Origin of the sequence: Moraxella sp. CTOTU49803 (assembly GCF_032097965.1) — a bacterium.
In the GTDB taxonomy this organism is placed as follows: Bacteria; Pseudomonadota; Gammaproteobacteria; order Pseudomonadales; family Moraxellaceae; genus Faucicola; species Faucicola tetraodonis.
Window position 1 is genome coordinate 93305 of sequence record NZ_DAMCJP010000006.1, and the last position, 25733, is coordinate 119037.

At 43.9% G+C, this 25733-nt stretch carries 26 protein-coding genes; 9 read left to right on the forward strand and 17 right to left on the reverse strand.

Translation table 11 applies throughout. The features are described 5' to 3' along the window. Positions 1 to 6: 6 nt before the first annotated feature. The 6 genes from RT422_RS08050 to RT422_RS08075 all read right to left on the reverse strand — a co-directional run bounded on the left by RT422_RS08050 (position 7) and on the right by RT422_RS08075 (position 5949). Positions 7 to 801, reverse strand: coding sequence for an FKBP-type peptidyl-prolyl cis-trans isomerase (locus RT422_RS08050; RefSeq protein WP_135889361.1), 795 nt, complete (start codon positions 799 to 801; stop codon positions 7 to 9). Between the two features lie 100 nt (positions 802 to 901). After that, positions 902 to 1747, reverse strand: a complete 846-nt coding sequence (locus tag RT422_RS08055; protein WP_284034956.1) for an FKBP-type peptidyl-prolyl cis-trans isomerase — start codon at positions 1745 to 1747, stop codon at positions 902 to 904. A 362-nt stretch (positions 1748 to 2109) separates the two neighbouring features. Then, positions 2110 to 2745 (reverse strand): lysophospholipid acyltransferase family protein, encoded by a 636-nt coding sequence (locus tag RT422_RS08060; protein ID WP_284034957.1) that lies wholly within the window; start codon positions 2743 to 2745, stop codon positions 2110 to 2112. 97 nt (positions 2746 to 2842) lie between these two features. Further along, on the reverse strand, positions 2843 to 3181 hold the full coding sequence (locus RT422_RS08065) for a YnfA family protein (protein ID WP_282842135.1): 339 nt from the start codon (positions 3179 to 3181) through the stop codon (positions 2843 to 2845). Between the two features lie 202 nt (positions 3182 to 3383). Further along, positions 3384 to 5273, reverse strand: coding sequence for a DNA topoisomerase IV subunit B (parE, locus tag RT422_RS08070; RefSeq protein ID WP_284034958.1), 1890 nt, complete (start codon positions 5271 to 5273; stop codon positions 3384 to 3386). A 49-nt stretch (positions 5274 to 5322) separates the two neighbouring features. Beyond that, entirely contained in the window at positions 5323 to 5949 is a 627-nt protein-coding gene (locus RT422_RS08075) for a YqiA/YcfP family alpha/beta fold hydrolase (protein ID WP_284034959.1), read from the reverse strand. Positions 5950 to 6183: 234 nt separating this feature from the next. Between RT422_RS08075 and RT422_RS08080 the strand changes: the two genes are divergently transcribed. Both RT422_RS08080 and RT422_RS08085 read left to right on the forward strand, forming a co-directional pair. After that, complete coding sequence (locus RT422_RS08080; RefSeq protein ID WP_284034960.1) at positions 6184 to 6489, forward strand: DUF1289 domain-containing protein; 306 nt, start codon at positions 6184 to 6186, stop codon at positions 6487 to 6489. A gap of 47 nt (positions 6490 to 6536) precedes the next feature. Further along, entirely contained in the window at positions 6537 to 7523 is a 987-nt protein-coding gene (locus tag RT422_RS08085; protein ID WP_239741275.1) for a lysylphosphatidylglycerol synthase domain-containing protein, read from the forward strand. 152 nt (positions 7524 to 7675) lie between these two features. On the opposite strand, the gene RT422_RS08090 is transcribed toward RT422_RS08085, so the two are convergent. Further along, positions 7676 to 7831 (reverse strand): DUF1328 domain-containing protein, encoded by a 156-nt coding sequence (locus RT422_RS08090; RefSeq protein ID WP_065253562.1) that lies wholly within the window; start codon positions 7829 to 7831, stop codon positions 7676 to 7678. A 566-nt stretch (positions 7832 to 8397) separates the two neighbouring features. Between RT422_RS08090 and RT422_RS08095 the strand changes: the two genes are divergently transcribed. Further along, positions 8398 to 8889 (forward strand): hypothetical protein, encoded by a 492-nt coding sequence (locus RT422_RS08095; RefSeq protein WP_095356449.1) that lies wholly within the window; start codon positions 8398 to 8400, stop codon positions 8887 to 8889. 163 nt (positions 8890 to 9052) lie between these two features. Here the strand turns inward: RT422_RS08095 and sstT are convergent, their stop codons facing one another. The 3 genes from sstT to RT422_RS08110 form a co-directional block, all read right to left on the reverse strand. After that, on the reverse strand, positions 9053 to 10288 hold the full coding sequence (gene sstT / locus RT422_RS08100; RefSeq protein ID WP_313421945.1) for a serine/threonine transporter SstT: 1236 nt from the start codon (positions 10286 to 10288) through the stop codon (positions 9053 to 9055). Between the two features lie 125 nt (positions 10289 to 10413). Then, a complete protein-coding gene (locus RT422_RS08105) occupies positions 10414 to 10881 on the reverse strand; it encodes a DNA polymerase III subunit chi (RefSeq protein WP_313421947.1) in 468 nt (155 codons plus the stop codon). 21 nt (positions 10882 to 10902) lie between these two features. Then, positions 10903 to 12417: a leucyl aminopeptidase gene (locus RT422_RS08110; RefSeq protein WP_007115840.1), complete on the reverse strand. Its 1515-nt coding sequence runs from the start codon at positions 12415 to 12417 to the stop codon at positions 10903 to 10905. Between the two features lie 368 nt (positions 12418 to 12785). Between RT422_RS08110 and lptF the strand changes: the two genes are divergently transcribed. From lptF to RT422_RS08130, 4 genes are all read left to right on the forward strand, one after another. Continuing rightward, the gene (lptF, locus tag RT422_RS08115; protein ID WP_409520121.1) at positions 12786 to 13901 is read left to right on the forward strand and encodes an LPS export ABC transporter permease LptF; all 1116 of its coding nucleotides are present in this window, start codon (positions 12786 to 12788) and stop codon (positions 13899 to 13901) included. Continuing rightward, positions 13898 to 14971, forward strand: a complete 1074-nt coding sequence (gene lptG / locus RT422_RS08120; RefSeq protein WP_313421949.1) for an LPS export ABC transporter permease LptG — start codon at positions 13898 to 13900, stop codon at positions 14969 to 14971. Before lptF ends, lptG begins: the two co-directional genes overlap by 4 nt. A 1-nt stretch (position 14972) precedes the next feature. After that, entirely contained in the window at positions 14973 to 15638 is a 666-nt protein-coding gene (locus tag RT422_RS08125) for a hypothetical protein (protein WP_007115837.1), read from the forward strand. A gap of 202 nt (positions 15639 to 15840) precedes the next feature. After that, on the forward strand, positions 15841 to 16662 hold the full coding sequence (locus RT422_RS08130) for a DUF305 domain-containing protein (protein ID WP_312522228.1): 822 nt from the start codon (positions 15841 to 15843) through the stop codon (positions 16660 to 16662). 101 nt (positions 16663 to 16763) lie between these two features. Here RT422_RS08130 and RT422_RS08135 read toward each other — a convergent pair whose 3' ends face one another. Both RT422_RS08135 and RT422_RS08140 read right to left on the reverse strand, forming a co-directional pair. After that, positions 16764 to 17090, reverse strand: a complete 327-nt coding sequence (locus RT422_RS08135; RefSeq protein ID WP_312539950.1) for a chaperone modulator CbpM — start codon at positions 17088 to 17090, stop codon at positions 16764 to 16766. Between the two features lie 112 nt (positions 17091 to 17202). Then, positions 17203 to 18186, reverse strand: a complete 984-nt coding sequence (locus RT422_RS08140) for a J domain-containing protein (RefSeq protein ID WP_312539951.1) — start codon at positions 18184 to 18186, stop codon at positions 17203 to 17205. A 175-nt stretch (positions 18187 to 18361) separates the two neighbouring features. Between RT422_RS08140 and hisH the strand changes: the two genes are divergently transcribed. Further along, a complete protein-coding gene (hisH, locus tag RT422_RS08145; RefSeq protein ID WP_282842148.1) occupies positions 18362 to 18997 on the forward strand; it encodes an imidazole glycerol phosphate synthase subunit HisH in 636 nt (211 codons plus the stop codon). 35 nt (positions 18998 to 19032) lie between these two features. Here the strand turns inward: hisH and RT422_RS08150 are convergent, their stop codons facing one another. After that, positions 19033 to 20346 carry a valine--pyruvate transaminase gene (locus RT422_RS08150; RefSeq protein ID WP_313421950.1) on the reverse strand — a complete coding sequence of 438 codons (1314 nt, stop codon included), beginning with the start codon at positions 20344 to 20346 and terminating at the stop codon, positions 19033 to 19035. 104 nt (positions 20347 to 20450) lie between these two features. On the opposite strand from RT422_RS08150, the gene RT422_RS08155 reads away from it, so the two are divergent. Next, positions 20451 to 21827, forward strand: coding sequence for an ATP-binding protein (locus tag RT422_RS08155; RefSeq protein ID WP_313421951.1), 1377 nt, complete (start codon positions 20451 to 20453; stop codon positions 21825 to 21827). A 109-nt stretch (positions 21828 to 21936) separates the two neighbouring features. Here RT422_RS08155 and RT422_RS08160 read toward each other — a convergent pair whose 3' ends face one another. The 4 genes from RT422_RS08160 to RT422_RS08175 form a co-directional block, all read right to left on the reverse strand. Next, the gene (locus RT422_RS08160) at positions 21937 to 22146 is read right to left on the reverse strand and encodes a hypothetical protein (RefSeq protein ID WP_227522662.1); all 210 of its coding nucleotides are present in this window, start codon (positions 22144 to 22146) and stop codon (positions 21937 to 21939) included. Between the two features lie 97 nt (positions 22147 to 22243). After that, complete coding sequence (locus tag RT422_RS08165) at positions 22244 to 23938, reverse strand: ATP-binding protein (protein ID WP_313421952.1); 1695 nt, start codon at positions 23936 to 23938, stop codon at positions 22244 to 22246. A 213-nt stretch (positions 23939 to 24151) separates the two neighbouring features. Beyond that, positions 24152 to 24859, reverse strand: a complete 708-nt coding sequence (locus tag RT422_RS08170; protein WP_007115827.1) for a response regulator — start codon at positions 24857 to 24859, stop codon at positions 24152 to 24154. A gap of 398 nt (positions 24860 to 25257) precedes the next feature. Further along, positions 25258 to 25680 (reverse strand): F0F1 ATP synthase subunit epsilon, encoded by a 423-nt coding sequence (locus RT422_RS08175; RefSeq protein ID WP_313421953.1) that lies wholly within the window; start codon positions 25678 to 25680, stop codon positions 25258 to 25260. Between the last annotated feature and the right edge of the window lie 53 nt (positions 25681 to 25733).

A 25733-nucleotide genomic window follows, 5' to 3' on the forward strand; every position in this document is an offset into this window, starting at 1 on the left:
GAAAACTTAAAGTTTGACGGGTTGAGTCACAGGTGGGTTGACTTGTAACAGCTCAATATCAAAAATCAACACGCTATTGGGTTCGATATCGGCATTGCCTGCTTCGCCATACCCCAAATTAGCGGGGACAAACAAACGGTATTTACCCCCTTCTTTCATCAACTGTAACCCTTCTGTCCAACCTTTAATCACTTGGTTGAGTGGGAAAGTCACAGGTTCGCCACGTTTATAAGAGCTGTCAAAAATGGTACCGTCAATCAAGCGACCTTCGTAGTGGACTTTGACTTTGTCCGTCGCTTTAGGCGATTTGCCTCTCCCTTGTGTTAGCACTTGGTATTGTAGACCCGACGCGGTAGTCTTCACGCCTGATTTTTTGCCGTTTTCTAGCAAGAACTGTTTGCCTTTTGCTGCATTACTAGCTGCTAACGCTTGTACTTCTTTGGCATAGGCAATTTCTTTGTTTTTTTGATAGTCTAGCAATACTTTTTGCATTTGTTTTTTGTCAAGATTGGGCGACTGCGCTGAGTATGCATCTCGAAATCCCTGAAAAAACGCATCAAGATTTAAGTCATCAATACTGTCTTTGTTGCTCTCACCCATCAGATAGCCAAAACTATAGCCGACTTGTGCCAATGCTGGGCTAGTTGCCGTCACTGTGGATTTTGGTACATAAACAGAGGACGCAACTTTGTTTGTGCCCGTGCTGGCGGGTGCGGCATTTGCACTGATTGACGTAACCGCTAACAGCATGCCAGTAGCGATGCCAGTCACTAAACTTACTTTTTTATATCCTAAAATCATTGGGATGTTCCTTTGCCATCGTGTCGATGAGTAGGGCGAGCGAATTCGATAGTTGCGCTTGCCCAGCTGATTGAGATCACCTATCTGACGCCAACCCAACCTATTGGGCAGGTTGAGAAGCTGACTGCATGGCTTCAATTTGTTGTTGTAGTTGGGCTTGGATATCTGCTGCGGCAGGCTGTGCGGCATCAGCCGGTGGATTGACTTTTAGCAAATCAACATCAAAGATGAGTACACTATTTGGCTCAATCCCACCTTGAGGGGCACCTTGCTCACCGTAAGCAAGTTTTGATGGAATGTAGAAGCGATATTTGCCGCCTTCTTTCATCAATTGTAAGCCTTCAGTCCAACCCGGGATAACTTGGTTAAGCGGGAATACAGCAGGTTGACCGCCATGCTGTGCGGTGCTATCAAACACTTTACCGTCTAGCAATTTACCTTCATATTGTACCGCTACGATATCTGTGGCTTTTGGCTGCGCGCCGGTACCTTCTTTGAGCACTTCATACTGCAAGCCAGACGCAGTAGTTTTGACCCCTGCTTTTTTAGCGTTTTGCGCTAGGAAAGCCTCGCCTTTGGCTTGGTTGTCTTGTAGGCGTTTTTGCATTTGGGTTTGCTCATAGGTTTGTACCGCTTTAATCATTTCTTCACGGGTCATGGTCGCTTCTTTACCATTAAAACCGTCATTGATGCCTTGATTGATATCAGCAGGATTGAGGTCTTTGGCGTCTTTTTTGACGTTTTGACCCATCATATAACCTAGGCTATAACCTACCTTTGCCACTTCACTGCTTTGGGCATTAATAGCGGCTGAATTACCCGCCAATTGACGGCTACCGATGGCGGCTACTTGTGGGTCGTTGCCAAAACTTTTGATAAAAACGGGTGATAATGCCAAAGCACCTAACACAACTGCTGCCAATACGGGAACTGTATTATTGCTCATAAAATTTCCTATCTGATATGTCCAATTAAGGTCTAATAATTACTAAAAAATCGTCTCAAAATTGTATCTATCATAGCAGAAATAGTTTGTAAAACCTATGACATCGTCAGGTTTAGGTTTTTTTGTGGGCAAATAGGGGCGATAGCAAAACGGTCTTTAGATTTATACCCTTTTGTTGACAATATCGGCAGCAAAAAGAGTTTCATGGCGCATTTTTACCCTTCTTTTATCCTTTCAGCCCGCTAATGATGAACGGGATGAATGCGATAGCAGACTTGTTAAGCCCTTAATATAAAGCTACCTTAACTAAAAGTAGCTCATCGTAGAAACAGCATAAGAAATTTATGGGGTAGCTAAGACAGTTAGCCATGCAAATCTTGTAACGGCTGTGACATTTTTTCAAAATGCTTACCCAAAACGCCACGATAGTTTTCTAAAATTTTCGGTAAATCGGCGTCATAGTCGCCCGTTGGGTAAAACAAGGGCATAAAGCGCATTTGTTTGGTCTTATAGTCCATCGCAATCGGTAAAATCGGTACGCCCGCCCCTACGGCAATATGATAAAACCCTGTTTTCCATTTTTCGGTATAACTGCGTGTCCCTTCAGGTGCCAACCCTAACCAAAGCTGCTCTTGTTGGTTAAATTGCTCAATGGCGGCCTGCAAAGTTGAACCTTTTTTCTGACGGTCAATTGAAATCATCCCACCCCATTTTAAGAAAGACCCGATGAGGGGGAGACGAAACAGCTCTTTTTTACCCATCAATTTAAAATCAATGCCAACCGATAAAATGCCCATGACCGCATTCCAGCCATCTTCATTGGAGGTGTGGGGGGCAGCGAGCATCACCAGTTGTTTGACATCAGGTACGTCACCGACCACTTGCCAACCTGTTATTTGTAAGTATTTTTTAGCAAGTTTGGCAATTTTAGGGTCATGACGGCGTGGCACGTTAGACCCAAATTGGCTAGGGTCTACTGGCGTTTGGTTGATATCCATGAATATACTCTTTGAGATAGTAAAATTAAGATACTAGGCTAAAATTTTCAGTTTACATTAGTTCACTGAAATTAGCAAATTTGTTGATTGGAGGAATTTATAACAAACTTTTGGGCTGAAGGATGATAATACTTGCACCCAACAATATTACCAAACCGCCAATGCTGTCCCAATGTGTCAGAGAAACGCCATCGACAAATTTCAGCCATACCAAAGCCGTCGCGATATAGATGCCACCATATGCGGCATACACTCGCCCTGTTGCGGTGGGATGAAGGGTCAATAACCATACGAACAGGGCGAGCGTGATGGTCATAGGCACAATGAGCCAAAGCGGTTTGTGCTGTTTGAGCATCAGATAGCCAAGATAACAACTGACAATCTCGGCAATGGCGGTGATAAAGAATAAAAGCAGGGTAATAAACAATTTAGTCATATTCGCGGATTTGCCCCATGTTAGATGTTAGGCAGAAGGGGAAAATTGATAAATCATATAACGAGCGTCATTTTCCTTTAAAGAGTCTAAAGCGTAATAGGATTTATCTACTTGATAATGTTCAAACGTAGCTGATAGCCATGCACTTTCAAAAGTACACGCTAGCAGTGTAGCCTTAACGTCAATCATTTTTGCGTAGCCATTAAACCCCAATTTCCGCCAAATCGCCTTTTTGCTCAAGCCATACTTTACGGTCGCTGGCGCGTTTTTTGGCAAGCAGCATATCCATCACGCTATCGGTTGCCGTTGGGTCATCAAGGTCTAGCTGCACCAAACGTCGCGTATCAGGATTCATCGTGGTTTCACGTAGCTGTTCGGCACTCATCTCGCCTAAGCCCTTAAATCGGGTAATTTGCGGCTTTTTGTTTTTTGCCACTTTTTTCAAGATTTGCTCAAGCTCGTCATTATCAAGGGCGTACTCCACATCTTTGCCAATATCAATGCGGTATAGCGGTGGCATAGCGACATACAAATGCCCAGCATCAACGACCGCTTTAAAGTGTTTGACAAACAGCGCACACAGCAGCGTGGCAATATGCAGTCCATCCGAATCGGCATCCGCCAAAATACAGATTTTATCATAACGCAGTTCGCTCAAGTCGTCCGAATCAGGATCAACGCCAATGGCAATGGCAATGTTGTGGATTTCTTCACTGGCAAGCACCGTATCGGGCGATACTTCCCACGTGTTCAAAATCTTGCCTCGCAGGGGCATAATCGCTTGGAAGTGACGGTCACGGGCTTGTTTTGCCGAGCCACCTGCCGAATCCCCTTCCACCAAAAAAAGCTCTGCGCCATCTCGCAAATCACCGCGACAATCCGCCAATTTGCCTGGCAACGCTGGTCCTTGGGTGATTTTTTTACGCTCAACTTTTTTGGCGGATTTCAGCCGTTTGCCTGCTTTGTTGATGGCAAGTTCGGCGATTTGTTTGGCAATCTCCGAGTTTTGGTTGAGCCACAAGCTAAAGCCATCTTTGGCAAAGGCTTGTACCACGCCCGCCGCTTCTCGGCTCGATAGGCGTTCTTTGGTCTGTCCGCTAAATTGCGGTTCGGAGAATTTTAGCGATAAAATATAATTGACCCCATCCCACACATCTTCAGGAGCGAGTTTGACGTTGCGCGGCAGTAGATTGTGCAGTTCACAAAATTCTTTTAACGCGTCAGTAATACCTGTGCGTAGTCCATTGACGTGGGTGCCACCTTGTGCTGTAGGAATCAAGTTAACGTAGCTTTCTTGTACAGGCGTACCACCCTCGCTAAGCCAACAAATGGCAAAACTTAAACCTGCTCGCTCGCCTTTTTTGGCATCGTAATTAAACACAAATGGCTGTTCTGGCAAGGTGATTTCTTCGACCAGTTGCTCGGTGAGATATTGCGATAGCCCATCGGTAAATTGCCAAACGTCTTTGTCGCCGTCAATGTCATTGATAAAAGTAATGGTCAGCCCTGCCGATAACACGGCTTTGGCTTTAAGATGGTGTTTGAGTTGTTTAATGTTAAATTTTGGTGAATCAAAGTATGTTTCATTGACCCAAAACCGCACCAACGTACCGCGTTTTTTCTTGTTAGAAGACGGGGCAATCGCCAGCGGAGCAACGGCATTACCATCGACAAATTGCATGGTGAACACTTCGCCATTTCGCCACACAGTAACATCGACTTTGTGCGACAAGGCATTAACGACTGAAATCCCCACGCCATGCAGACCGCCTGAGACTTGGTAGTTGTCGGTAGAAAATTTACCGCCTGCGTGTAGGCGTGTCAGAATCAGTTCAATGCCCGATTGCTTGAATTCGGGATGAATGTCAGTGGGCATGCCGCGTCCGTCATCTTCGACTGACAACGAACCGTCGGTGTGTAGAATGACAGTAATGTTTTTGGCGTGACCTGCAAGGGCTTCGTCCACCGAGTTGTCGATGACTTCTTGTGCCAGGTGGTTGGGGCGTGTGGTATCAGTGTACATACCAGGACGACGGCGTACCGGGTCAAGACCTTCTAATACTTCAAGTGAGGTGGATGTATAATTGCTCATTTTTTTCCCATTAAATAACACTAAACTTTAATTTGACCAACATTTTTTATTAAATCAACGGCAAGCCAAACAAAAATTGCACAATTTGCGGTAATTTGGTTTCAAAATCACTCATCACATGGTCGCCACCCTCTTCCACGATGATATGGCTTTGGGCATTGCTTTTTTCCAAAGCGCTTTGACTAAAATAATTGACCGCATCTTGGAAATTGAGCAACTCATCGCCTTTTTTCAAAATTACCAATAAATTTTGCGGATTGAGCGATTGTTCGGGGCGATTTGCTACCAACCACTCAATATCTTTTTTGCTAATATGCCAGCCATCGGGGGTCACGTGACCAACATAGTCATCGGGCAAACTGTCAAAATCTTCCCCAAAAAAACGCTTGAGACTTGTGCCACTGTGCACACTTGGATTGAGCAATACCGTTTTTTTGCCTGTCAAATTTGCCAAAATATTGCCATAAAATCCACCGAGCGAACTACCGACCAAACCTGTATTGGGGTCTTTGGCAATAATTTCTTGGATTAAAGCAATCGACTCGTTGGGTGAACGATTCAAGTCGGGCGCAACGACATGAATTTGTGGAAAATTTTTGGCACAAAAATCTTTGAGTTTTTGCGCTTTTTCGGCGTTTGGATTACTATCAAGTCCGTGAATATACACAATTTGCATGGTTTTCTCGCTATTTTTTAATTATAGTAAATTATCATATCGACTGTGGTTGATTTGGCCAACATTTAATCTTAGCATTGCTTGGCTAAAATAGCCATGATGCGAGGTTTCAACACGTTAAAATTTGTCGTGTTAGTTAGATAGCCGTAGTTGATGGTACGTTTTTGCCGCTATTATTTGATTTTCCGCCCAGTTAACCCTATCTCTGCATAGGTGGATTACTCGTCCATTTGCATGGCGTCGTCAGGAGTTATCACCGCGATGGAGCAGCAAGAGTTATTTGAGATTGCCAGTCCTTGTATTCAAGTCTGCGAGCTAGATAAACAAGGGTATTGTAAAGGCTGTTTGCGCAATCGTACTGAGCGTGACCTTTGGCTTATGATGAATGACTCACAAAAGCGGCAAGTACTTAAGTTATTGACTATTCGAAGACTCAAACGACTGCGTGCCGAGCGTTTGGCGCACCAAACCGCTACTGCGCAAGATGACGAGCTGAATTTAACATTGTTTGAAGATAATGAAAGTAATGTTGACGATTAATTGATTAAATGATTGTAATGTCTACTAAAAAATATTAGGTTGAATGCATGAATAGCTCTTGGTTTAAGCAGGTTTGGCGACTTGCATTAACAGCGATTACGGTATTGATTTTCTTTATGGCAATTCGTGCGCTTTATCATTTGACCAAAACTGTGCACTATCAAGACGTTCTAGACGCTATCGCGCATATTCCTACCTTCCATCTTATTATCGCCGCCATCGTGGTGGCTTTTGGTTATTTAGTACTCACCATTTATGATTTTATTGCGCTCCGCCAAATCGGCAAAAAACTTGATTACCGCCATGTCGCCCTCACCTCTTTTACCGCTTATGCCATTAGTCACACCATTGGACTCAATCTTGTCACCGCGAGTGGTATCCGTTATCGTAACTATCGCCGTTTTAATCTGACTCATAATGAAATTGCCAACATCGTCTGGATGGTGTCGATGGCGTTTACCTTTGGCATTACCACGTTGATTGGGGCGTCTTTGACTAGCCATCCTGAGATTACCATTCAACTATTATCTGAACTGGATAAATCCCTTGGCATCTTTGAGCATACTTTTTATGTACGGGTGCTTGGCATCACCATGTTAAGTATGATTGCTGCGATTATTGTATATGCTGGCAGGCAAGGCAAACATGTGGTGATTCGCGGTTGGCGCTTTGACTTACCGCCCGCCAAAATTGTGCTGCAACAGATTGCGATTGCCATTTTAGATTTAAGTACCGTGGCGTTGGTACTGTACTTACTGTTGCCACCTTCTGAGCATATCAGCTATTGGGCGACCTTTTCTGCGTTTATTCAATCAATGGCAATCGGCATCTTAAGTCATGTCCCTGGGGGATTGGGCGTATTTGAAGTGGTCATGATTACGGCTTTGCCAAAAGTCGATCGGACGCAGATGCTGGCGGTATTATTGATTTTTAGATTACTGTATTACATCATGCCATTTTTGGTTGCCTTACTGGCATTGCTGGCGTACGAGGCAAAGCTATATTTGAATGAAAATTCTGATAAAAAAAAATAACCTTTTAATTTTTAACACGTTGCATCAAACAAACGTGTTTTTATCTATTAAAAGGTTATTTTAAGCGTATTCGATAAAACCATACCCAGTTAAATCGACCTATCTTAACTTATTAAAACGTTGTGAAACTTTGCGATTTTGCAACGTCGGATTTAAACTTTTCGGCTAATAAAGGCGACAATGAATAAAATCACCGCCACTGCCAAGAATACATATGCCAAGTTTGCTGATAGTCCTGCGACACCACCAAACCCTAAGAAACTCGCAATGAGTGCGATTACCGCAAAAATAATAGCCCAACGAAACATGATAACTCTCCTTTTTTTTATTGTTTTAAATGTCATGCGCTGCAGTTAGACATTTTGCATTTAGATACTTTAACACTTTACATTTTAGTTTTAGTTAAAGCCTGTTAACCTATGCTTTATTGCATGAGTACACATTAAAATAATTCTATAGCGTTGTAACGAGCACTTTTGTAAGGTTTGTGGCTTTCTCATAGCCTGTGTATAACAAAGTGCAAAAAAAAACCATGCATGGTTAATGATGTTCATGCTTCTGGTAAGCATTAGTAAGTATTGCAATGCTGTGTTAATGTAGCTGTAGCTTGCATTGACAATCTCACTGATTGTTAACGCCACCGAATGACTTCCTTAATGGCATTAGGATTTGTTTACGTATTCTCAACATTTTGTCCCTAATCCTTACATTGTTGCGGCCGATGATTGTTTTATAATGGCATCTAGGCTTTTAGTATTCCCTTAACAGTGATTCTCTTTATAATACTGTCATATTTGGGAATTATACTAACTACCTATATAACTATAGAATAACTATAGACACAAGTATAGCAATCAACAATGAGGAAAAAATTATGAAAAAGTTAGCCACAACACTTACTGCATTAGTCATAGCAACAGGTCTTACCGTGAGTGCCCAAGCAGCGACCAAAGTAACGACTACGACCAAATCGACGACCACACACAAAAATGTAGCCACGGCAAAAGCAAAACCACAAAAAGCCACCACTCAAAAATCAACAAAAGCATCAAAAAATAAGCACAGCGCAAAAGCTTCAGCCACGGCTAAAAAAGGCACCAAAGCGACTAAAAGAACGAGCGAAGTAAACATTGATATCCCAGCTGAACTAAAAATCGACGAAAGCAGCAACAAATCTGTTGCGCCCGCTGCGCCTAGAAATGCCCAGTCAAATCCTAGGGTGGTGCCTGTAGCGCAAGTTACCCAAACAGGTCCTGCGGTTCAATCGGTCACCGTGCAACCGGTTGATGACAATACAGCGATTGCCTCAACAACGACAACTGTACCTGTTGACGTACAAACTGTACCCGTTGTAGTAAACCCATAATCGCTAATTGTTAAACAATTTTTATAAAAAAAGATGCCTGCGTGGCATCTTTTTTTGTGGCTAATTAGTGGATTGATTATTTGGTCAATAAAAAAGACACGCTTGATACCCTTTGTTATTGTTCCTTTTTTATCGTTATATGGCTCAAAATCTTTAGCAACCGTTAACGATGATAAGCGTATTTAGGATCCGCGGCCGCGGTGAATAACACGTCCGTTGACGAGTTGAGTGCTGTCTCAACCGAGTCTTGTACCACCCCAATAATAAAGCCAATCGCGACTACCTGCATGGCAATGGTATCAGGAATATTAAAGAAACTACAGGCCAATGGTATCAATAGCAATGAACCCCCTGCAACACCCGATGCCCCCGCCGCAGCTAAGGTAGATACCACCGCTAACAACAGCGCAGACCCGAAGTCCACATGAATACCTAACGTATGTGCCGCTGCCAATGTCATGACATTGATGGTAATCGCTGCCCCTGCCATATTAATGGTGGCACCTAACGGGATAGTGATTGAATAGGTATCTTCATGCAAACCCAACTTATGCGCAAGGTTTAGATTCACAGGAATATTGGCGGCTGAACTGCGAGTAAAGAAGGCGGTGATGCCACTTTCTTTAAGACAGGTAAATACCAGTGGATAAGGATTTTTGCGGGTTTTGACAAATACAATCAATGGGTTTACAACCAACGTGATAAATGCCATAGAGCCGACCAACACTGCTAACAAACGGGCATAACTTAATAACACCGACAGACCCGTTTCAGCAATGGTTTGTGTCACCAAGCCAAACACGCCCAATGGCGCAAACCAAATCACCCATTTGACCACGCTTGAGACCGCTTCCGCCAAATCGTTAATCATTTGCTTGGTATGGTCTGAGGCATGGCGCAAGGCAAGACCCAAAATCGCCGCCCAAGATAGCACGCCCATGTAGTTGGCATTGACGATCGATTTGACGGGATTTTCCACCATGTTGGTCAATAGTACTTTTATCACTTCTGCTAAGGATGACGGTGGCGTCTGACTGACTTCACCGGCTTTTAAAATTAATTCGGTTGGGAATAAAAAGCTTGCTACTACCGCCGTCAAAGCTGCCAAGAATGTACCTGCCATATACAGCACCAAGGTTGAGCGGACATTGACCTGAGTGCCTGATTTATGCTGACTGATAGCGGCAATGATTAAGATAAACACCAACAACGGTGCAATCGCTTTTAACGCACCGACAAACAACGCACCCAAAATTGAGATGGTTTGCGCCACACTCATGGATAAACCGCCGATGATAGTCGGATTGGCTAATGAACCGACTAAGATACCCAGTATCAGCCCTATCACAATCAAAGGCACCAACCCCACGCGCTGATACGCTTGGATAAGCTTTAACATAATAACCTCTTAATATTTCACCGCAAAAATGGCTGATATATTAACATTTTTTAACAATTTGCATAAATTATTTTTAAAATCGTCAACTTGTCAATTTAAAGCTATCAAAGTGTTGGGTAGAGAGGTTATCGGATTTGAAAAACTTGGATGGTAGGTGCGCTGCTAGTTGCTAGGGCTTGTAATTGTGCTTGATAAACGCGGTATTTTTGACGACCGCTTTCAACCTGTTCGGGGGCGGCGTCGATGACTTCTAGCAGGCGGCTAGCTTGGGTATCTACAATTGCTTCGTTGGTGAGATTGATGACGACGCCATCAAATTGGGTGATGAGCTCAATATTATCGGTAAGTACCACACTGGCAGGGAGTTTTTGTTGATAAAAGTCATCAAGTTGCTGGATAATTTGGTGGGGAATAAACGCCACATCACTCAATGACCATAATCGGTCATCAAGTGAGGGTAATATCTCGGACGCTGCCACCACGATAATGCTATCCTCGCTTTTGGCTAGCACGGTTGAAATCAGCTGGCAGACGAACGCCAGCTGTTTTTTTTGCGGGGATAAAATATAAAAACTAATTTGTGATGCCATCATTAGGGGTCAGCGTCCTATCACCTAGACTGCATCTTGGGCAGCTTGGCGATAAAGATAATGCATCAATAACGGTACTGGACGACCCGTTGCGGTTGGCTCTTTGCCCGACTGCCACGCTGTCCCTGCAATATCCAAGTGCGCCCAAGGAATATCTTCAACAAACTTCGATAAAAAACACGCCGCTGTGACTGACCCTGCTGGCATACCGCCAATGTTTTGCATATCTGCCATGTTCGATTTAAGCTGCTCTTGGTAGTCATCATCCAGTGGCATGTGCCAAACACGGTCATACGCTGATTCGCTAGCTTGTTCAAGCTCAAAAATCACATCTTCATTGTTACTGTATAGACCTGAGCGCACATAACCCAGCGCCACAATACACGCCCCAGTCAAGGTTGCCATGTCGATAATCACTTTTGGCTGATAGCGCTGTACATACACCAAGGTGTCACACAGTACCAAACGACCTTCGGCATCCGTATTGAGGATTTCCACGGTTTTACCATTCATGGCGGTGACGATATCGCCAGGGCGAGTCGCTGTTCCTGAAGGCATATTCTCTGCACAAGCGAGTGCGCCAACGACTTGCAGCGGTAGACGCGCTTCACATAGCGCTTTAATCATGCCCATGACTGCAGCCGCACCGCCCATGTCGTATTTCATCTCACCCATACCCAGACCTGGTTTGAGTGAGATACCACCACTGTCAAAGGTGATGCCTTTGCCCACCAGTACAATCGGTTGCTCTAGGCTTGATTTTTTGCCTTTGGTTTTGCTGTTTTTGTCTTTTTTGGCGGCTTTGCCATTGTACTCAAGTAATACCAGCTTAGCTTCATGCGCGGAGCCGCGAGCCACTGCCAAAAAGCAGTTCATCCCTAATTGCTGCATGTCTTTTTCACCCAATACCTTGACCGTCAATAGCTCTGGGTATTGATTGGCCAAGTTTTGCGCTTGCTCTGCAAGATAGGCAGGGAAACACACATTCGGTGGCTGATTTGCCAAATCTTTGGTGAGTGATTGACCCTGCGCAGTCGCCTGCTGCAGCTGTAGCAGGGTGTCAAACGCGGCTTGGTTGTCTGCGCTGACCAATAAGGTCACGTCTTTTAGCGTCGGTTTATCCGCTTTTTGCGATTTATAAATATCAAAGGTATAGCTTTGATTCAACAGGGCTAACGCCAACTGACCAAAACTCACTTCATCAATACTATCACCTAAACTGATAACCGCAGATTTGGTAAGACGACTCAAACTTGCATAAATCGCTTTGGCAATTTTTTGCAGGCTACCGCCGTTTAATTTGTCTTGACTGCCCACGCCAACCAATAACAGTCCCGTATTGTTGTCTGTGCCATAACTGATTGCGGTGTCGGCAAGCTTACCCTTAAAACGACTTGCTTCAATTAGGCTACTGACAGCGGTTTGTAGCTCACTCGTTAGTTGCCCCATAGTTTGGCTATTGTCATCTACCAATACCACGTGATAGCTATTCTTGACCGTTTTTTTAAGCGCGGTCGCTAGTGTCAATGTCAAACTCATTTAAGCTCCTTAATTATTGTCATCAAGAAATAACTATTATCATAGCATACCTATTATCGTATTTGGGTTATCACCTTGGGCGATGGGATAGCAGGCGTCATTGCGTAGGGTAAAATGCGGTTGTGAAAAGTCTTTGTAAAAAGTGGCTTTGATAAAGCCGCTGTAAAAAGTGGTGGTGAAAAGTCATTGTGAAATGTTACCTTACAGTATTCATATTCATAATCTGTCGGTGACGCGCTAAAATAGCCGATTAACAGATGCGCCGAATGGTATGATGTCGTACAATATTGGCATTTACTTCCCTAGCTGTTTGAATTGATTAATTTTTGAGTAATATTAGGTGGTTACTTGTGATATTACGACGCTATATGACGCAACAAGTCGCCGCTAATACTGCGATTGTGCTGTTATTTCTGATGGCGCTGATGCTTGGCGGTCGCTTAATCCGCTATTTTGGTATCGCCGCAGAAGGCAGGCTGGATGTGGGTTTGCTATTTGCTATTATTGGCTATAACATTCCAACCTTTCTTGAGCTAATTTTACCGCTGTCATTTTTTATCGCACTGATGCTCGTGCTCGGTCGTATGTACGTGGATCAGGAGATGAGCGTCCTGTTTGCCAGTGGCATCAGTCGTGGCCGTTTGACACGTTTGATGATTCCGCTGATTACTGGGTTATTTGTATTTCAAATGGGAATTAGTCTTTTGGCAAAACCATGGGGACTGTCTAACAGTGAGCAGATTTGGCAAACCCAGTCGCTCGGTAGTTTACTCGATTTAGTGCGTCCAAAAACCTTTATCAGCAGTGGCAACTATCACCTGTATGTCGATGAATTTGATAAAGAAAAACGTGAACTCAAAAACCTATATGTGGTGCAACAGCAAACCGACAAAAGCGGCAAAATCGCCAAAAACGATGTTATCATTACCGCCACGCGCGCCTATCAAGTACCCAGTAAAGACACGGATAGCTCAATGCAGCTAGATTTGTTTCAAGGTCGTCGCTATGAGCTTGGCACCAACAACGCCAAGTACAACCAAGCCAGTTTTGAAAAATACCGCATTACCCTAGAAAAACCTGCCAGCGAAAAAATTACCGAAACCAATGTCGAAACCCAAACCACTGCCAAACTGCTCGCCAATACCCAAAAACCCGAAGTCAAAGCCGAGCTAGGCTATCGCTTTACCATGCCGTGGCTGATTATCATTGCGGCGATGCTTGCTACCCCGCTTGCACAGGTACGCCCCCGTCAAGGACGCTGGCTTCGTCTGTTACCTTCCGTGCTCATATTTGCTAGCTGTGCGATTAGTATCATTTCGCTACGCACTGCCATTGCTAAAGAAAGCATTAGTGAATACGCGTATATTTGGCTAATCGTTGGTTTTATCGCATTTGCATTGTTGTTAAATTGGCAAAACCGCGTGGTACATCGTGTCCGCTATCGTCGCCACAGCCGTCAGTTATCACCAGGCGGTCAGCCATGATTCTATCTCGTTACGTTAAAAAACAAGCGCTTTTTGCCATGACAGGGGCTATCATTGGTCTTTGGCTCCTTAAAGTCGTCTTTGATTATCTAGCAGAGTTGCAGGATCTTAATGATCATTACAATTATTTAGATGCCTTGCGTTTTATTGCCTATAATGCACCCAGTGATTTACTCGACTATATGCCATTTGGCACGCTGTTAGGCGCAGTGGTAGGTCTAGGCTTGCTTGCCAACACCAGTGAGCTGACGGTGATTCAAGCAGCTGGTATCAGCCGCTTTAAAATAGTCGGTTGGGTGATGCAACCAGCGATTGTTTTTGTCATTATCGGTCTATTGCTTGGGCAGTATGTAGTGCCAACTAGCAATCAGTTAGCGCACCAAGTCAAACATGACAAACCTTTGCTATCAAGTGCCATCAACGGTTATTGGGACAAACAAGCCAACCGCATCATCAATATTGACTATGCCAATACCAAAGGCGAGCTCAAAAATATCAAAGTTTGGCAGCTAGACGACACTGCCCATATCCAGCAAGTGCTGCAAGCCGATACTGGCAGCTTTGTCAGTCAAAATACCGCTGATAAGACATCGGGCTGGCAGCTGCAACAAATCAAACAATTAACCATCGCCGCCGATGGGCACAGTCAATTGACTACCATCCCGACTATGACGCTGCAATTACCCATTGAGCCGTCAGCGATCTATCTGTTAACACGCAGCCCTGATAACATGTCAGTGACCGAATTATGGCAGCACCAACAGCTCTTAGCCAAAGACAAACGCCGCTCGCTTGAGCATGAAGTTGCCTTTTGGAAAAAACTATTGTCACCTTTTGCCATGCTATCGCTAGTGTTGGTTGCTTGTTCATTTGTCTTTGGCTCCTTGCGTAACCAAAGTTTGGGCTATCGTATTGTGATTGCTCTGCTCTTTGGCTTGGTATTTAGTTATCTGCAAGATTTGGTCGGGTTTGTCAGTCTAAGCACGGGATTTTCACCTTTTTTTATGGTGTTATTACCGATTATTGCCAGTGCCGCGCTTGGCGTGTATTTAATTAGAAATAAAAACTGATATGTCTGCTGATTTATTGACTGACCCGCGTGTCGAAGCCCATCCGTTTGGTAACTTCTTTTTTGCTGATACCAAAGTCTTGATGATGGGTACAATGCCGCCCACACCTGATAAATGGTGCATGGCATTTCATTATCCCAATTTTTATAATGATATGTGGCGTATCATGGGTAAGGTGTTTTTTGATGATATTGATTATTTTCGAGTCGGTGATGAAAAACGCTTTGATGCCGAAAAAATCAAAGCATTTTTACAGGCTTATAACATCGGTGAATGTCCTTCAGTCACTCACGTCATCCGCGAAAAAGGCAATGCGGCTGACGAACATTTGACCGTGGTTGCGACGGTTGATTTGGGTAAAGTTTTGGCACAGCTTGAGCAGGTCAAGTGGATTTACACCACCGGTGGCAAAGCCACAGAAGTGCTGATAGCGCTGGTGAACCAAAGTATCAGTGACCCCGCGTCACCCTATTTTAATCCCAGCCAAACACCCTATAAACTGCCAAAAACCAATCAGTTTCTTGAAGTTAACGCTTTTGGGCGAGTATTTGGTATTTATCGGTTGCCATCGACCTCGCGCGCTTACCCGCAAAGCTTGGAGAAAAAAGTAGCCGCTTATCGCGCGTTTTTTACTTTGGCGGGGATATTGCTCGCAAGCGGCAGTTAGCACAATCGCCAGTTAGCACAATCAGCAGTTAGCAAATGATAAGCAAGCTGCCATGACACAATTGATATAGTCACTGTGATGACCCTACTTTATACTCTTGCCTAAGACTGATAATCAATGCTGACAGTCAACGCTTACCGTTAATGCTTACAATCATCATTTCAAAACACACCGTATAAAATCAAGGCATGGGAGCCGATGCATGTCCAACCTCACACCATCAATCTTGCTTGTCATCGCAGTTATCAGCATGATTGGTTGTGAGCAATCTGATTCTCAGCAGCCAGCACCCCCTACCGCTGCCGCCGTGAGCGCGCCCCAAGAATTCGATGATAAACCATTGCCCCAAGTATTAGACACACAGGCAATCAATAAAAACATGCTTACCGTCAGTCAACTGGCACAAGGTTATGTGATGCCTGACTCAATTACCATCAATGACTATCAAGAAGCGTATTTTACTGTCATCAAGCAGCCAAGCATCGATGCGGCTGCAGCCAGTGAACCAACCGCCCTTAATCAATTTGACTATATACCCATCTCGCCTGATATGATTTTTGTCAAAGCTATGCTGAGTCATTTTGATGAAACCATCGCGCTTGCCAGTATTGAGCAGCGATACGGCAAAAATCCTGAACTGCTAGGTTTAGCCCGAGACATTATTAGCTCACGCCAAAATGAATCACAAATATTACAGAATTGGCTTGCCATGCAACTGATTCAAAACACCGCGGACCCTAATCAGCCGATGGCAGATAGTGTAGCAGCCCAGCAAGAAATCGATAGCATTATCGATGATATGCAGCAAGAAATGGTGGACACGGTCATGACTAAAAACGCCGACCAAGCGTTTGCCCAAACCGTGCTGATTCATCATAAAGGCGCGATTGCGTTCTCACAAGTGGTTGCCAAATATGGTAACGATGACAAAGTGCGTAGCCTTACCAATACCCTAATCGATACCCAACAAGCCGAAATTCAACTTCTACAAAATTGGCTCCGTAACCATGGGTACGCCCAATAATCGTTTGCTGTAGCAAATAAAAAGGGCGGATTATAGCGCGATAACCCACCCTTTTTTAGGATTAAATTCACCCAAATTGATGTTGGCTAACTTGATGTTTGCTAGCTGTCATCCACATCATGAACCATTCGCGTGAGCGTGATTTGCCGCTGTAACTGCCGAAGCGGTCTCAGCTCGTCAAGCAGCGATAGTATTAAGCCAATCGCTTGTGGACTGGCATCAAAATCACGGCGTAGGCGTGAGGCAAGGCGCACCGTTGTCAGTTGTGCGCTATTAAAATAGGGCTGGCTGTCGATAGCAGGCGTTTCAGCATAAATAATATCTTCATCCATTAGCGCTAATACCCAGCTTTTATCCCAACTACTTGCCATAATCAAATCATCTAAGGTTAACCGTAATGCTAAATCCGTATTGGTGGTTTGAGCCATGTTGCACTCCTGTTGTGTCTCTATAGTTATGTTTGGTGCTGTTTTGTCATTTTTTTTATTGTACTGCCTATTTTTTTTGCTTAGTTATTAATAGAGCTTAATTATCAATAGATTAGCGCGTTGGCGCAAACGAGGCAAATGCCGATTTGAACACTTCAAACGCTTGGATATCTGCATCTGTATCGATTTTTGGCAACACGATATTTAAGCTTAAATACAAATCACCGGCTTCTTTAGCTGGGATACCTTTACCTTTAAGGCGAAGATTGGTACCAGTACGGCTATTTTTTGGGACATTGACATTGACCTTGCCAGCAGGCGTGTTGACCGTGATTTGACCGCCCATGGCTGCTTCCCAAGGCGCAACGTCTACCGTTTGAAAAACGTCTTTGCCTTCTACGCGGATATTGTCTGGGTGATTAAATTTAATTTTTAGGTACAAATCGCCATTATCACCGCCATACGGGCTTGGATTGCCTTGTTTTGCCAAGCGAATTTGTTGCCCTTCAGCAATACCTTTGGGGATTTTGACTTCAATGGTCTTGGTTTGATAATCCAGACCTGTCGCGGTTTGTACGGGTAAATTTAGGCTAATTTTACGGGTATCGCCTTCATAAGTGGCTTTCAAATCAATTGACAACTCGGCGTGCTGATCGTCGCCTTTGGTCGAGCGTTGCGACTGTCTGCCACCAAATCCGTCTGAAAACCCGCCTGCCCCGCCCCCAAATGTCGAGAAAATATCATCAAATCTAAAGCCACCCGTACTTTGCGATTGACGACCGCCAGCCCCACCGCCGAACTGGCGAAGGATTTCATCCAAATCCGCTTGGCTCATATTGGCATTAAAGCCCTGACCGCCGCCAAAGCCTTGACCCATATAAGGATTGTCGAGCATCATGTCGTATTGGGCGCGTTTTTCAGCGTCCTTGAGCGTTTCATAGGCGTTATTGATTTCACCCATTTTGGCGTCGGCATCGGGTGAGTCGTTGATATCAGGGTGATATTGTCGCACCAGTTTGCGATAGGCTTTTTTAATATCTGCTTCATTGGCTTTTTTATCGACGCCTAAAATGTCATAATAGTTTTTTTCTGCCATTATTATTGTCCTTACGATTTTGCGAATAGTGCTATTCGCGCAGCAATGTGATGATATTAATATAATGGCTATTTTGGTATTTTTCAAAACTTCTTTGGTAATTGACGATGATGAGCGCCAAGTGATATCAGCGCTTAATCGCAGTTTTGGGCTTTTTTTGACAACAGGATAACAGATGACAAAGGTTGCATTGCTAGATTATGGCATGGGTAATTTACATTCGGCGGGTAAAGCCTTGACGGCAGTGGGCGCTGATGTGTCGATCACGCGTGACCCTGCAGTCATTGCGGCGGCAGACAAAATGGTCTTCCCTGGTGTAGGGGCAATGCGCGACTGCATGGCAGAGATGCAGGCAGCGGGTATCGCTGATGCTGTCAAAACGGCTGTATTTAATAAGCCTGTAATGGCGATTTGTGTGGGGATGCAGGCGTTGTTTGAGCGCTCAGAAGAAAATGATGGGGTAAACTGTCTAGGGGTACTGGGTGGTGACGTCAAACGCTTTGATGATCATTGGCTAGATGATAAAAACGAACGCATTAAAGTACCGCATATGGGCTGGAATACTATCACCCATATGGATTTGGCGCATCCGCTATGGCAAGGGATTGAAGATAATACCCATTTTTATTTTGTGCATAGTTTTTATTGTGTGCCGTCTGATACTTCGATTGTGGCGGCAACCTGTGATTATGGCGTTGAGTTTTGTGCCAGCGTGATTAAAGATAATTTGTTTGCGACCCAGTTCCACCCCGAAAAAAGCCATACCGCAGGGTTGCAACTATTGAAGAATTTTGTGGAGTGGAACGTTTAAAAAAGGGACATGTATCCCTTTTTTATTGCTTGTTTTTACTGGTTGGCATAAACCGCCCTCACCACTTCCCCAATCGTAGCAATCCCTTTTTTCAAGGTCTCATCATCTTGCGCGATGCTTAAGCGAATGCACTCATGCGCATGCCTAAAATTCTCGGTATCCACGCCAACAAAGAAATGCTCGCTAGGGATAATCAACGTACCTTTGGCTTTTAATCGTTCATACAATTCCACCGTGGTTATCGGCAAGTCTTTAAACCATACCCACAAGAAAATCGCGCCTTCAGGCTTGTGGATTTTCATCGCATCATTTGGCAAGTCGCCCAGTTCTTGTTTTAGCAGCTGCACCGCTAATTTGGCTTGTCCTTGATAAAACGGACGAATATGATTGTCTGACAAATCTTTTAGCCGGTCATCTTGTAGTAGTGGCGTAGCAATCGCCGCGCCAAAACGGGTCGGCGCTAGATTAACAATGGCGTTTAGGCTGCTAATCGCTTTGACCACCTGCGGATTGGCGACCACAATCCCTGTACGCACCCCAGGCAAACCGATTTTTGATAGGCTAAAGCACAAAATAATTTGCTCATTCCAATTGAGCGTGGCTTGGCTATAGATGATATTGGGAAACGGCATTCCATACGCATTGTCGATAATCAGTGGGATATCAAAGCGCTTGGCAATCACTTCAAGGCGCGCCATTTCGTCATCGGTCAGCACGTTACCTGTTGGGTTGGTCGGGCGTGAGCAACAAATTGCCCCAATTTCGCCGTTGTGCAATTCAGCCAAATTTTCTAGGGTGTCAAAATCGACTCGGTATTTAAAAAAACCGTCTTCACCTTGATGTTGCACAAATTCAATGCTGGGTGGCACTGCGATAAAATGCTGCCCATCCACATGGGCATCGGCATAACCCACATATTCTGGGGCAAGGGGTAATAGAATTTTTTTATCCAGGCTGCCTTGTGTAGTATCGTCAAACTGCCCACCAAACAAGTTAAATAAATAAAAAAATGCATTTTGTGAGCCATTGGTCAGGGCGATATTGTCTGTGGTAAGTCCCCAATCATAATGGCGATTAAAAAAATCTACCAATGCTGCAATAAACTTGGCATCGCCCTGTGGCGTTGAGTAGTTTCCAATATTTTCGATGGCCATTGAGCCCATATCACCTTCGGCTAAGGTTTTAAACACCGACCAATAGGTTTGGTTAACTTTATCAATGCGTGCTGGATTGCCACCACCGAGCATATTAATCGGTTGCTCGCTGTTAAGCGCATTGCCCAAATCATCCATTAACTGCAAAATACCGCTATTTTTGGTAAACTTTTTACCAAACTCTGAAAACTGCATGATTGCCCCTTTAATTTTGCCAAGCTATCTGCGTATTATAACAGCATGCCAGTGCCGTTGCCCGTTTTGGCTAAGCTGTAAACCCACCATCAGGATACCCCAGCATGAAACCGCATTTACCCAAACTTAAAGGCTATAGCCACACTTGGCAAACCACCTTGATGGTGATGTTGATGGTACTGGTGAGCGTGGCGTTGTCGCTGTGGTTTTTTTGGCGCAGTCTGTATTTACCAGAGCTACAAAACCATGCGACTTATCTTGCCCATCAGCTGTTGATGATTGATAAAGCGGATAAAGATTTTAAAAACAATCCCGAGCTTAAAAATTGGATTATTGACGCCTCACATATTAACGTGATTACTGACCCACAACAGATACCCTCTTTTCAAGAAAAAACCTTGGTAGATTATTTTACCCAGCAGATGGCAACACAGATGGAAACCGTGATGCAGCGTCCTGTATCGGTCAATTTTAAATTCAAACCCGTACCGATTTTGTATATTCAAGACAGCGCGCATCCGGATGTTTGGCTGCAAGAGCCTGTCAAGTTTTATGCCAAATATAGCCCAACGTCGATTTATTTTTTCTTATTGGGGATTCCGCTTGCCACGTTGCTGACCATTTTGTTTTTGGTCAGACAATTAAATCGCCCGCTCAAACGCCTACAAAAAGTGGCGATTGATTACATCACCCTTGGACATGCCAACAATTTGGCGACCAATGAAGGCTCAACAGAGATTCGTCAGGTGAATTTGGCATTTAACCGACTGTTTCATAACCTGACCCAAACCCAAAAAGAACGCAATATTATGCTCGCTGGTATTTCCCATGATTTGCGCACGCCATTGACGCGGATGCGACTCACCGCTGAGATGCTACCCGATGAGTTTTTGCGGGAAGGGCTAGTGTATGACATTGAGGACATGGACGCGATTTTGGAGCAGTTTATTTCATTTATGAAAGATGGCTCAGATGAAGCAGTGCGATTGACTAACCTACGCCCCATCATTAACGAGATTGTGGTGCAGTTTGCCCCCACCCCATTTATTATCGATATCCAAGACGATTTGCCCAGTGTGCCATTGCGACCTTTATCCATTAAACGTCTCATTGTTAATTTGGTCAATAATGCTTGTCGCTATGGTCAGCCGCCCATTCATATTGAGATTAGCATTGATAATGCTCTACAGCCTACCGAGCAAGTGGTCACTAATGAAAGTCTAACGCCAGAGATAACCTCTAGACAAAAATACTTAACCATCAAAGTTAGCGATGAAGGGCAAGGCGTTGCCGAAGATCAGCTTGAGCGGATTATGCAGCCGTTTGAGCGGGGCGAAACGGCACGTACCACGCAAGGGAGTGGACTTGGGCTTGCGATTGTAAGCCGAATTACTCACCTACACAATGGTAGCGTCATCGCTCGCAATCAGCCCAATGGCGGCGGTTTAGTAGTGGTGGTGAATATTCCGATTATAGAATGAATGATTATAGAGTAAAGATAACATACGGATTGGTTATTTTATAGGTGAGTGCTAGCCCTGATTCTTTGGTAGCTTTGGTTTTGGTAGCCTTGATTTTTGATAGCCATTTTTACTTTTTAGTACCAATCATGGGGGGTAGTTCACTTGACACATCGGTGGCTGTGACAGGATGAACCAATGCTGCGCGCGCCTGTGAGACGGACTGGCTTTCAGTAGGTTTGCGCAAAAAACTATAATAACCAAAAACAGCCATGTTGAGTGCCACCAAGGCTAAAAACAGGTAACGCATGCCATCCTCGCTTGTGATGATTTCGCTCATCGGTTAATTGATGTGCGCAAATTTCGCTAAACCATTGCATAACTCACTGAAATTTAGCCCAGTCTGAGCAAATTTGCAAGCGTTACTGGTAACGAGCTTATGACCCTTGCGCTTGCGTATATTTTTTCTCGCTACTTTTTTGGGTAATTTCATCCGCTTCAATACTTGACGCTAGCTGGCTTTTTGGCCATTTCATGATAAATCGCGCCCCACCCAAGGTAGGGCTTTCATCCACTGACATGCGACCGTTAAACCAAAACGCAATTCGAGACACGATTGATAAGCCTAGACCATAACCACCCGAGGCACGGGTACGACTATCATCCAGACGCGCAAATGGGATAAAGACTTTTTCACGGTCTTTTTCTGGAATACCCTGTCCATCATCTTCCACACTGATAAAGGCTTCATTTTTTTCTAAGCCTGCTGAGATGATAATGGTGCTTTCGGCATAACGGGTGGCATTACCTGCCAAGTTTTGCAACACGCGGTGTAAATAGCGTCTATCAGCTTGTGCAAACACACCTTTTTGCACCTTGCCTACTTTGACGGTAACAGGTTTACCAAGCGCATTGGTCTCACGGGCAATCTGCGAAACAAGTTCTTGCAAATCGACATCTTCCCAGTCCATTTTGGGTGAGCCTTCTTCAAGCTTGGCATAGGTCAAAATTTCATCAATCAAGCCATTGAGCGATTCGATATCTTGGTCGATATAATCACGCTGACTCATCCGATCGTCATAATCATCCGTATCAGCCAGCATATCCACGGCAAAGCGGATACGTGCTACTGGGGTGCGCAGCTCATGGGATACGGCACGGGTCAACTCGCGCTGGGATTCAATCAAACGGCGGATGTGCTCAGTCATACTATTAAAGGTTGCCGCTAGATGGGCAATTTCATCTTCGCCCACGACTTTTACTTTGGTATTGAGCTTACCTTCGCGCACTTTGGTGATACCGCTTTGAATGAGCTGCAGTTTACGCTCTAATGGGAAAATCAGCGCATACACCCCTAGACTGATTAAGAACATACTAATGAGCGTGATACTAATAATCAGATTAAGCGGAAACCAGTTAAACAGTGGAATGGGTCCCAAATCCACCACAGTATCTTGGAGTTCAGTCGGCGCTAGTACCCGAATCGATGAATTCTCTACACTGGTATTGTCACGGAACATAATCACGATATCTTTGCGATACAGTCGCGCTTTTTGGTCGGTATCAAGTTGCAGTTTATTAACGGATTGCAAGGTGAGCTTAAAAGGGAAAAATTTTTGAATTTGTTGCAAGCGTTGCTGTTTTTCTGCCAAGGTGCGATAGTAAGACAAATCATCGAGCAGCAACACGCCTATCCCTTTAATTTGTTGCTCATTGAGTTTATTGACGCTGACATGCAAGACGTTATTCTCACCCGAGACTTTATGATAAATCTCTGCGGTATTGGTATCGCCATTAAAACGTACTACGGCTTGTTGTTTGTTGAGTCGATTAATTTCGCTGGTTTTAAAATCCGCTTTTGAGGTAGGTTCGATTTCAAACTTAGTATCAAATAAGGTACTGACATCAGAGAGCCAAAAATTACGCTCTTGCGCCGTTACTTGGCGCGACAACCCTGAGTCAATGAGATAAAATGCCGCTGATGCCATATCCTCGCGATAAGTCTGTACGCGCTCTGCGTTGATAGTGGTGATAAGCAATTGCGCAAACAACGCAACCAACAAACAAATAAGTAACAGACCTGCATAAATCCGCAGAAAGATGGATTGGTTTAAGGACGATAATAGTGGCATAAAAATCTAGGGTTAAGGTCAAAAGATAATAGCCGTATTATTACCTAGCAAAATTAATATTACAATGTAAAATTCATGAAGCGATTGTCTAGTAACGTAGCAAATTGTTGTGCTAAATCTACCAATTGCTAGGTAGCAAAGTTACCAGTGATAGCGATAAAAAAAGCCAGCTTGATGCTGACTTCTTTCAATACTGTGTTTATCAATACTATGTTAGTTTTCTTTGACAAACAGATAGCCTTTACTGCGAACGGTTTTGATACGTTTTGGGTTTTCTGGATCATCACCAATTTTTGGACGGATACGAGAAATACGTACGTCAATCGAGCGGTCTTGACCATCATACTCGATACCACGCAGACGTTCAAAAATATCTTCACGCGATAAGATACGACCTGCATTTGATGCCAATAACCACAATAAATCATATTCCGCACTGGTAAAGTCAACAAGCTCATCATTCAAAGTAACCGAACGACCGCCGTTATCAATAACCAAATCGCCAAATTCAAGACGCTGTGGCACTTCATCAGTTGGTGCGGTATCAGAGCGGCGCAATAGTGCACGAATGCGCGCTAATAACACACGCGGCTGAACGGGTTTTGCCACGTAGTCATCCGCACCCATTTCTAGACCTAATACTTGGTCCATATCTTCGGTACGCGCAGTTAGCATTAAGATAGGGTTATGAAAATGAGGACGTACTTCACGGCATACCGTCAGACCGTCACTACCTGGCAACATCACATCAAGCACCACCATGTCAGGCTGCTCAGCCACGATACGACGAATGGCACGGTTACCATCAGTTTCAATTGCCACATCTAGACCATTTTTACGCAAATAATCTTGGGTTAAGGTTGCAAGACGCTCATCATCCTCTACAATCAATACTCGGGGTATCAACTCTTCTTCTGACATAATTTCCTCCAAAAAATTTTATACATACTCTTAATACTTATATCAGAATATATCTTTATTTATCTATCAGCAATAGGTAATGAAAGTTTACGTATTACCTGTACTACTACAATATAATTGAATTAATTTAGCGAAAAAATAGCCAATTTAATATTGTTAAAACGTAACTAAACATAAAAAAGTATAAATACCACATATAAAAAGATGCAAAAGCATACGATATAAGGTTATCTATTTAATAACTGATAAAATTTTCTTGCTAGCTTTGGTTTAACTAGCTTTGGTTTAAAAGCTAATTAGCAAATTTTTAATCACTCTTTTTTAAGCACTTATATCTTTAACCACCCATAAAAAAACAGTGGTCATAGCCACTGTCTTTAAACACGTCCGCATCAAAATTAGGCACGGTTTTTGAATTTCTTTAAGGTTTGCAATTGTGCCAAAGATTCTGCCAATGCTGCCAAAGCCGCAGAGGCAGAGGTGTCAATATCGGCTTTTTGATTTTGCAAGGTTTGTTCTGCATGGCGACGTGCTTCCAAAATTTTGGCTTCATCTAAGTCATGCGCACGTACTGCCGTATCTGCCAATACCGTCACTAAATGCGGTTGTACTTCTAAAACACCACCTGATACATACACCATTTCATCATTGCCATTGCTGGTTTTGATCTGCATGGTGCCCGGTTTTAATAGCGTAATAAAAGGAATATGTCCTGGCAAAATACCGACTTCACCTTCTACACCAGTAGCAATTAACATGCTAATCTCACCAGAGTAGATAGTTTCTTTCGCACTGACGACATTACATTGTAAAGTTGCCACAGTTCTCTCCTATGGTATTGCAAAATTAGGTTGATAAAACCCTGTTAATATAG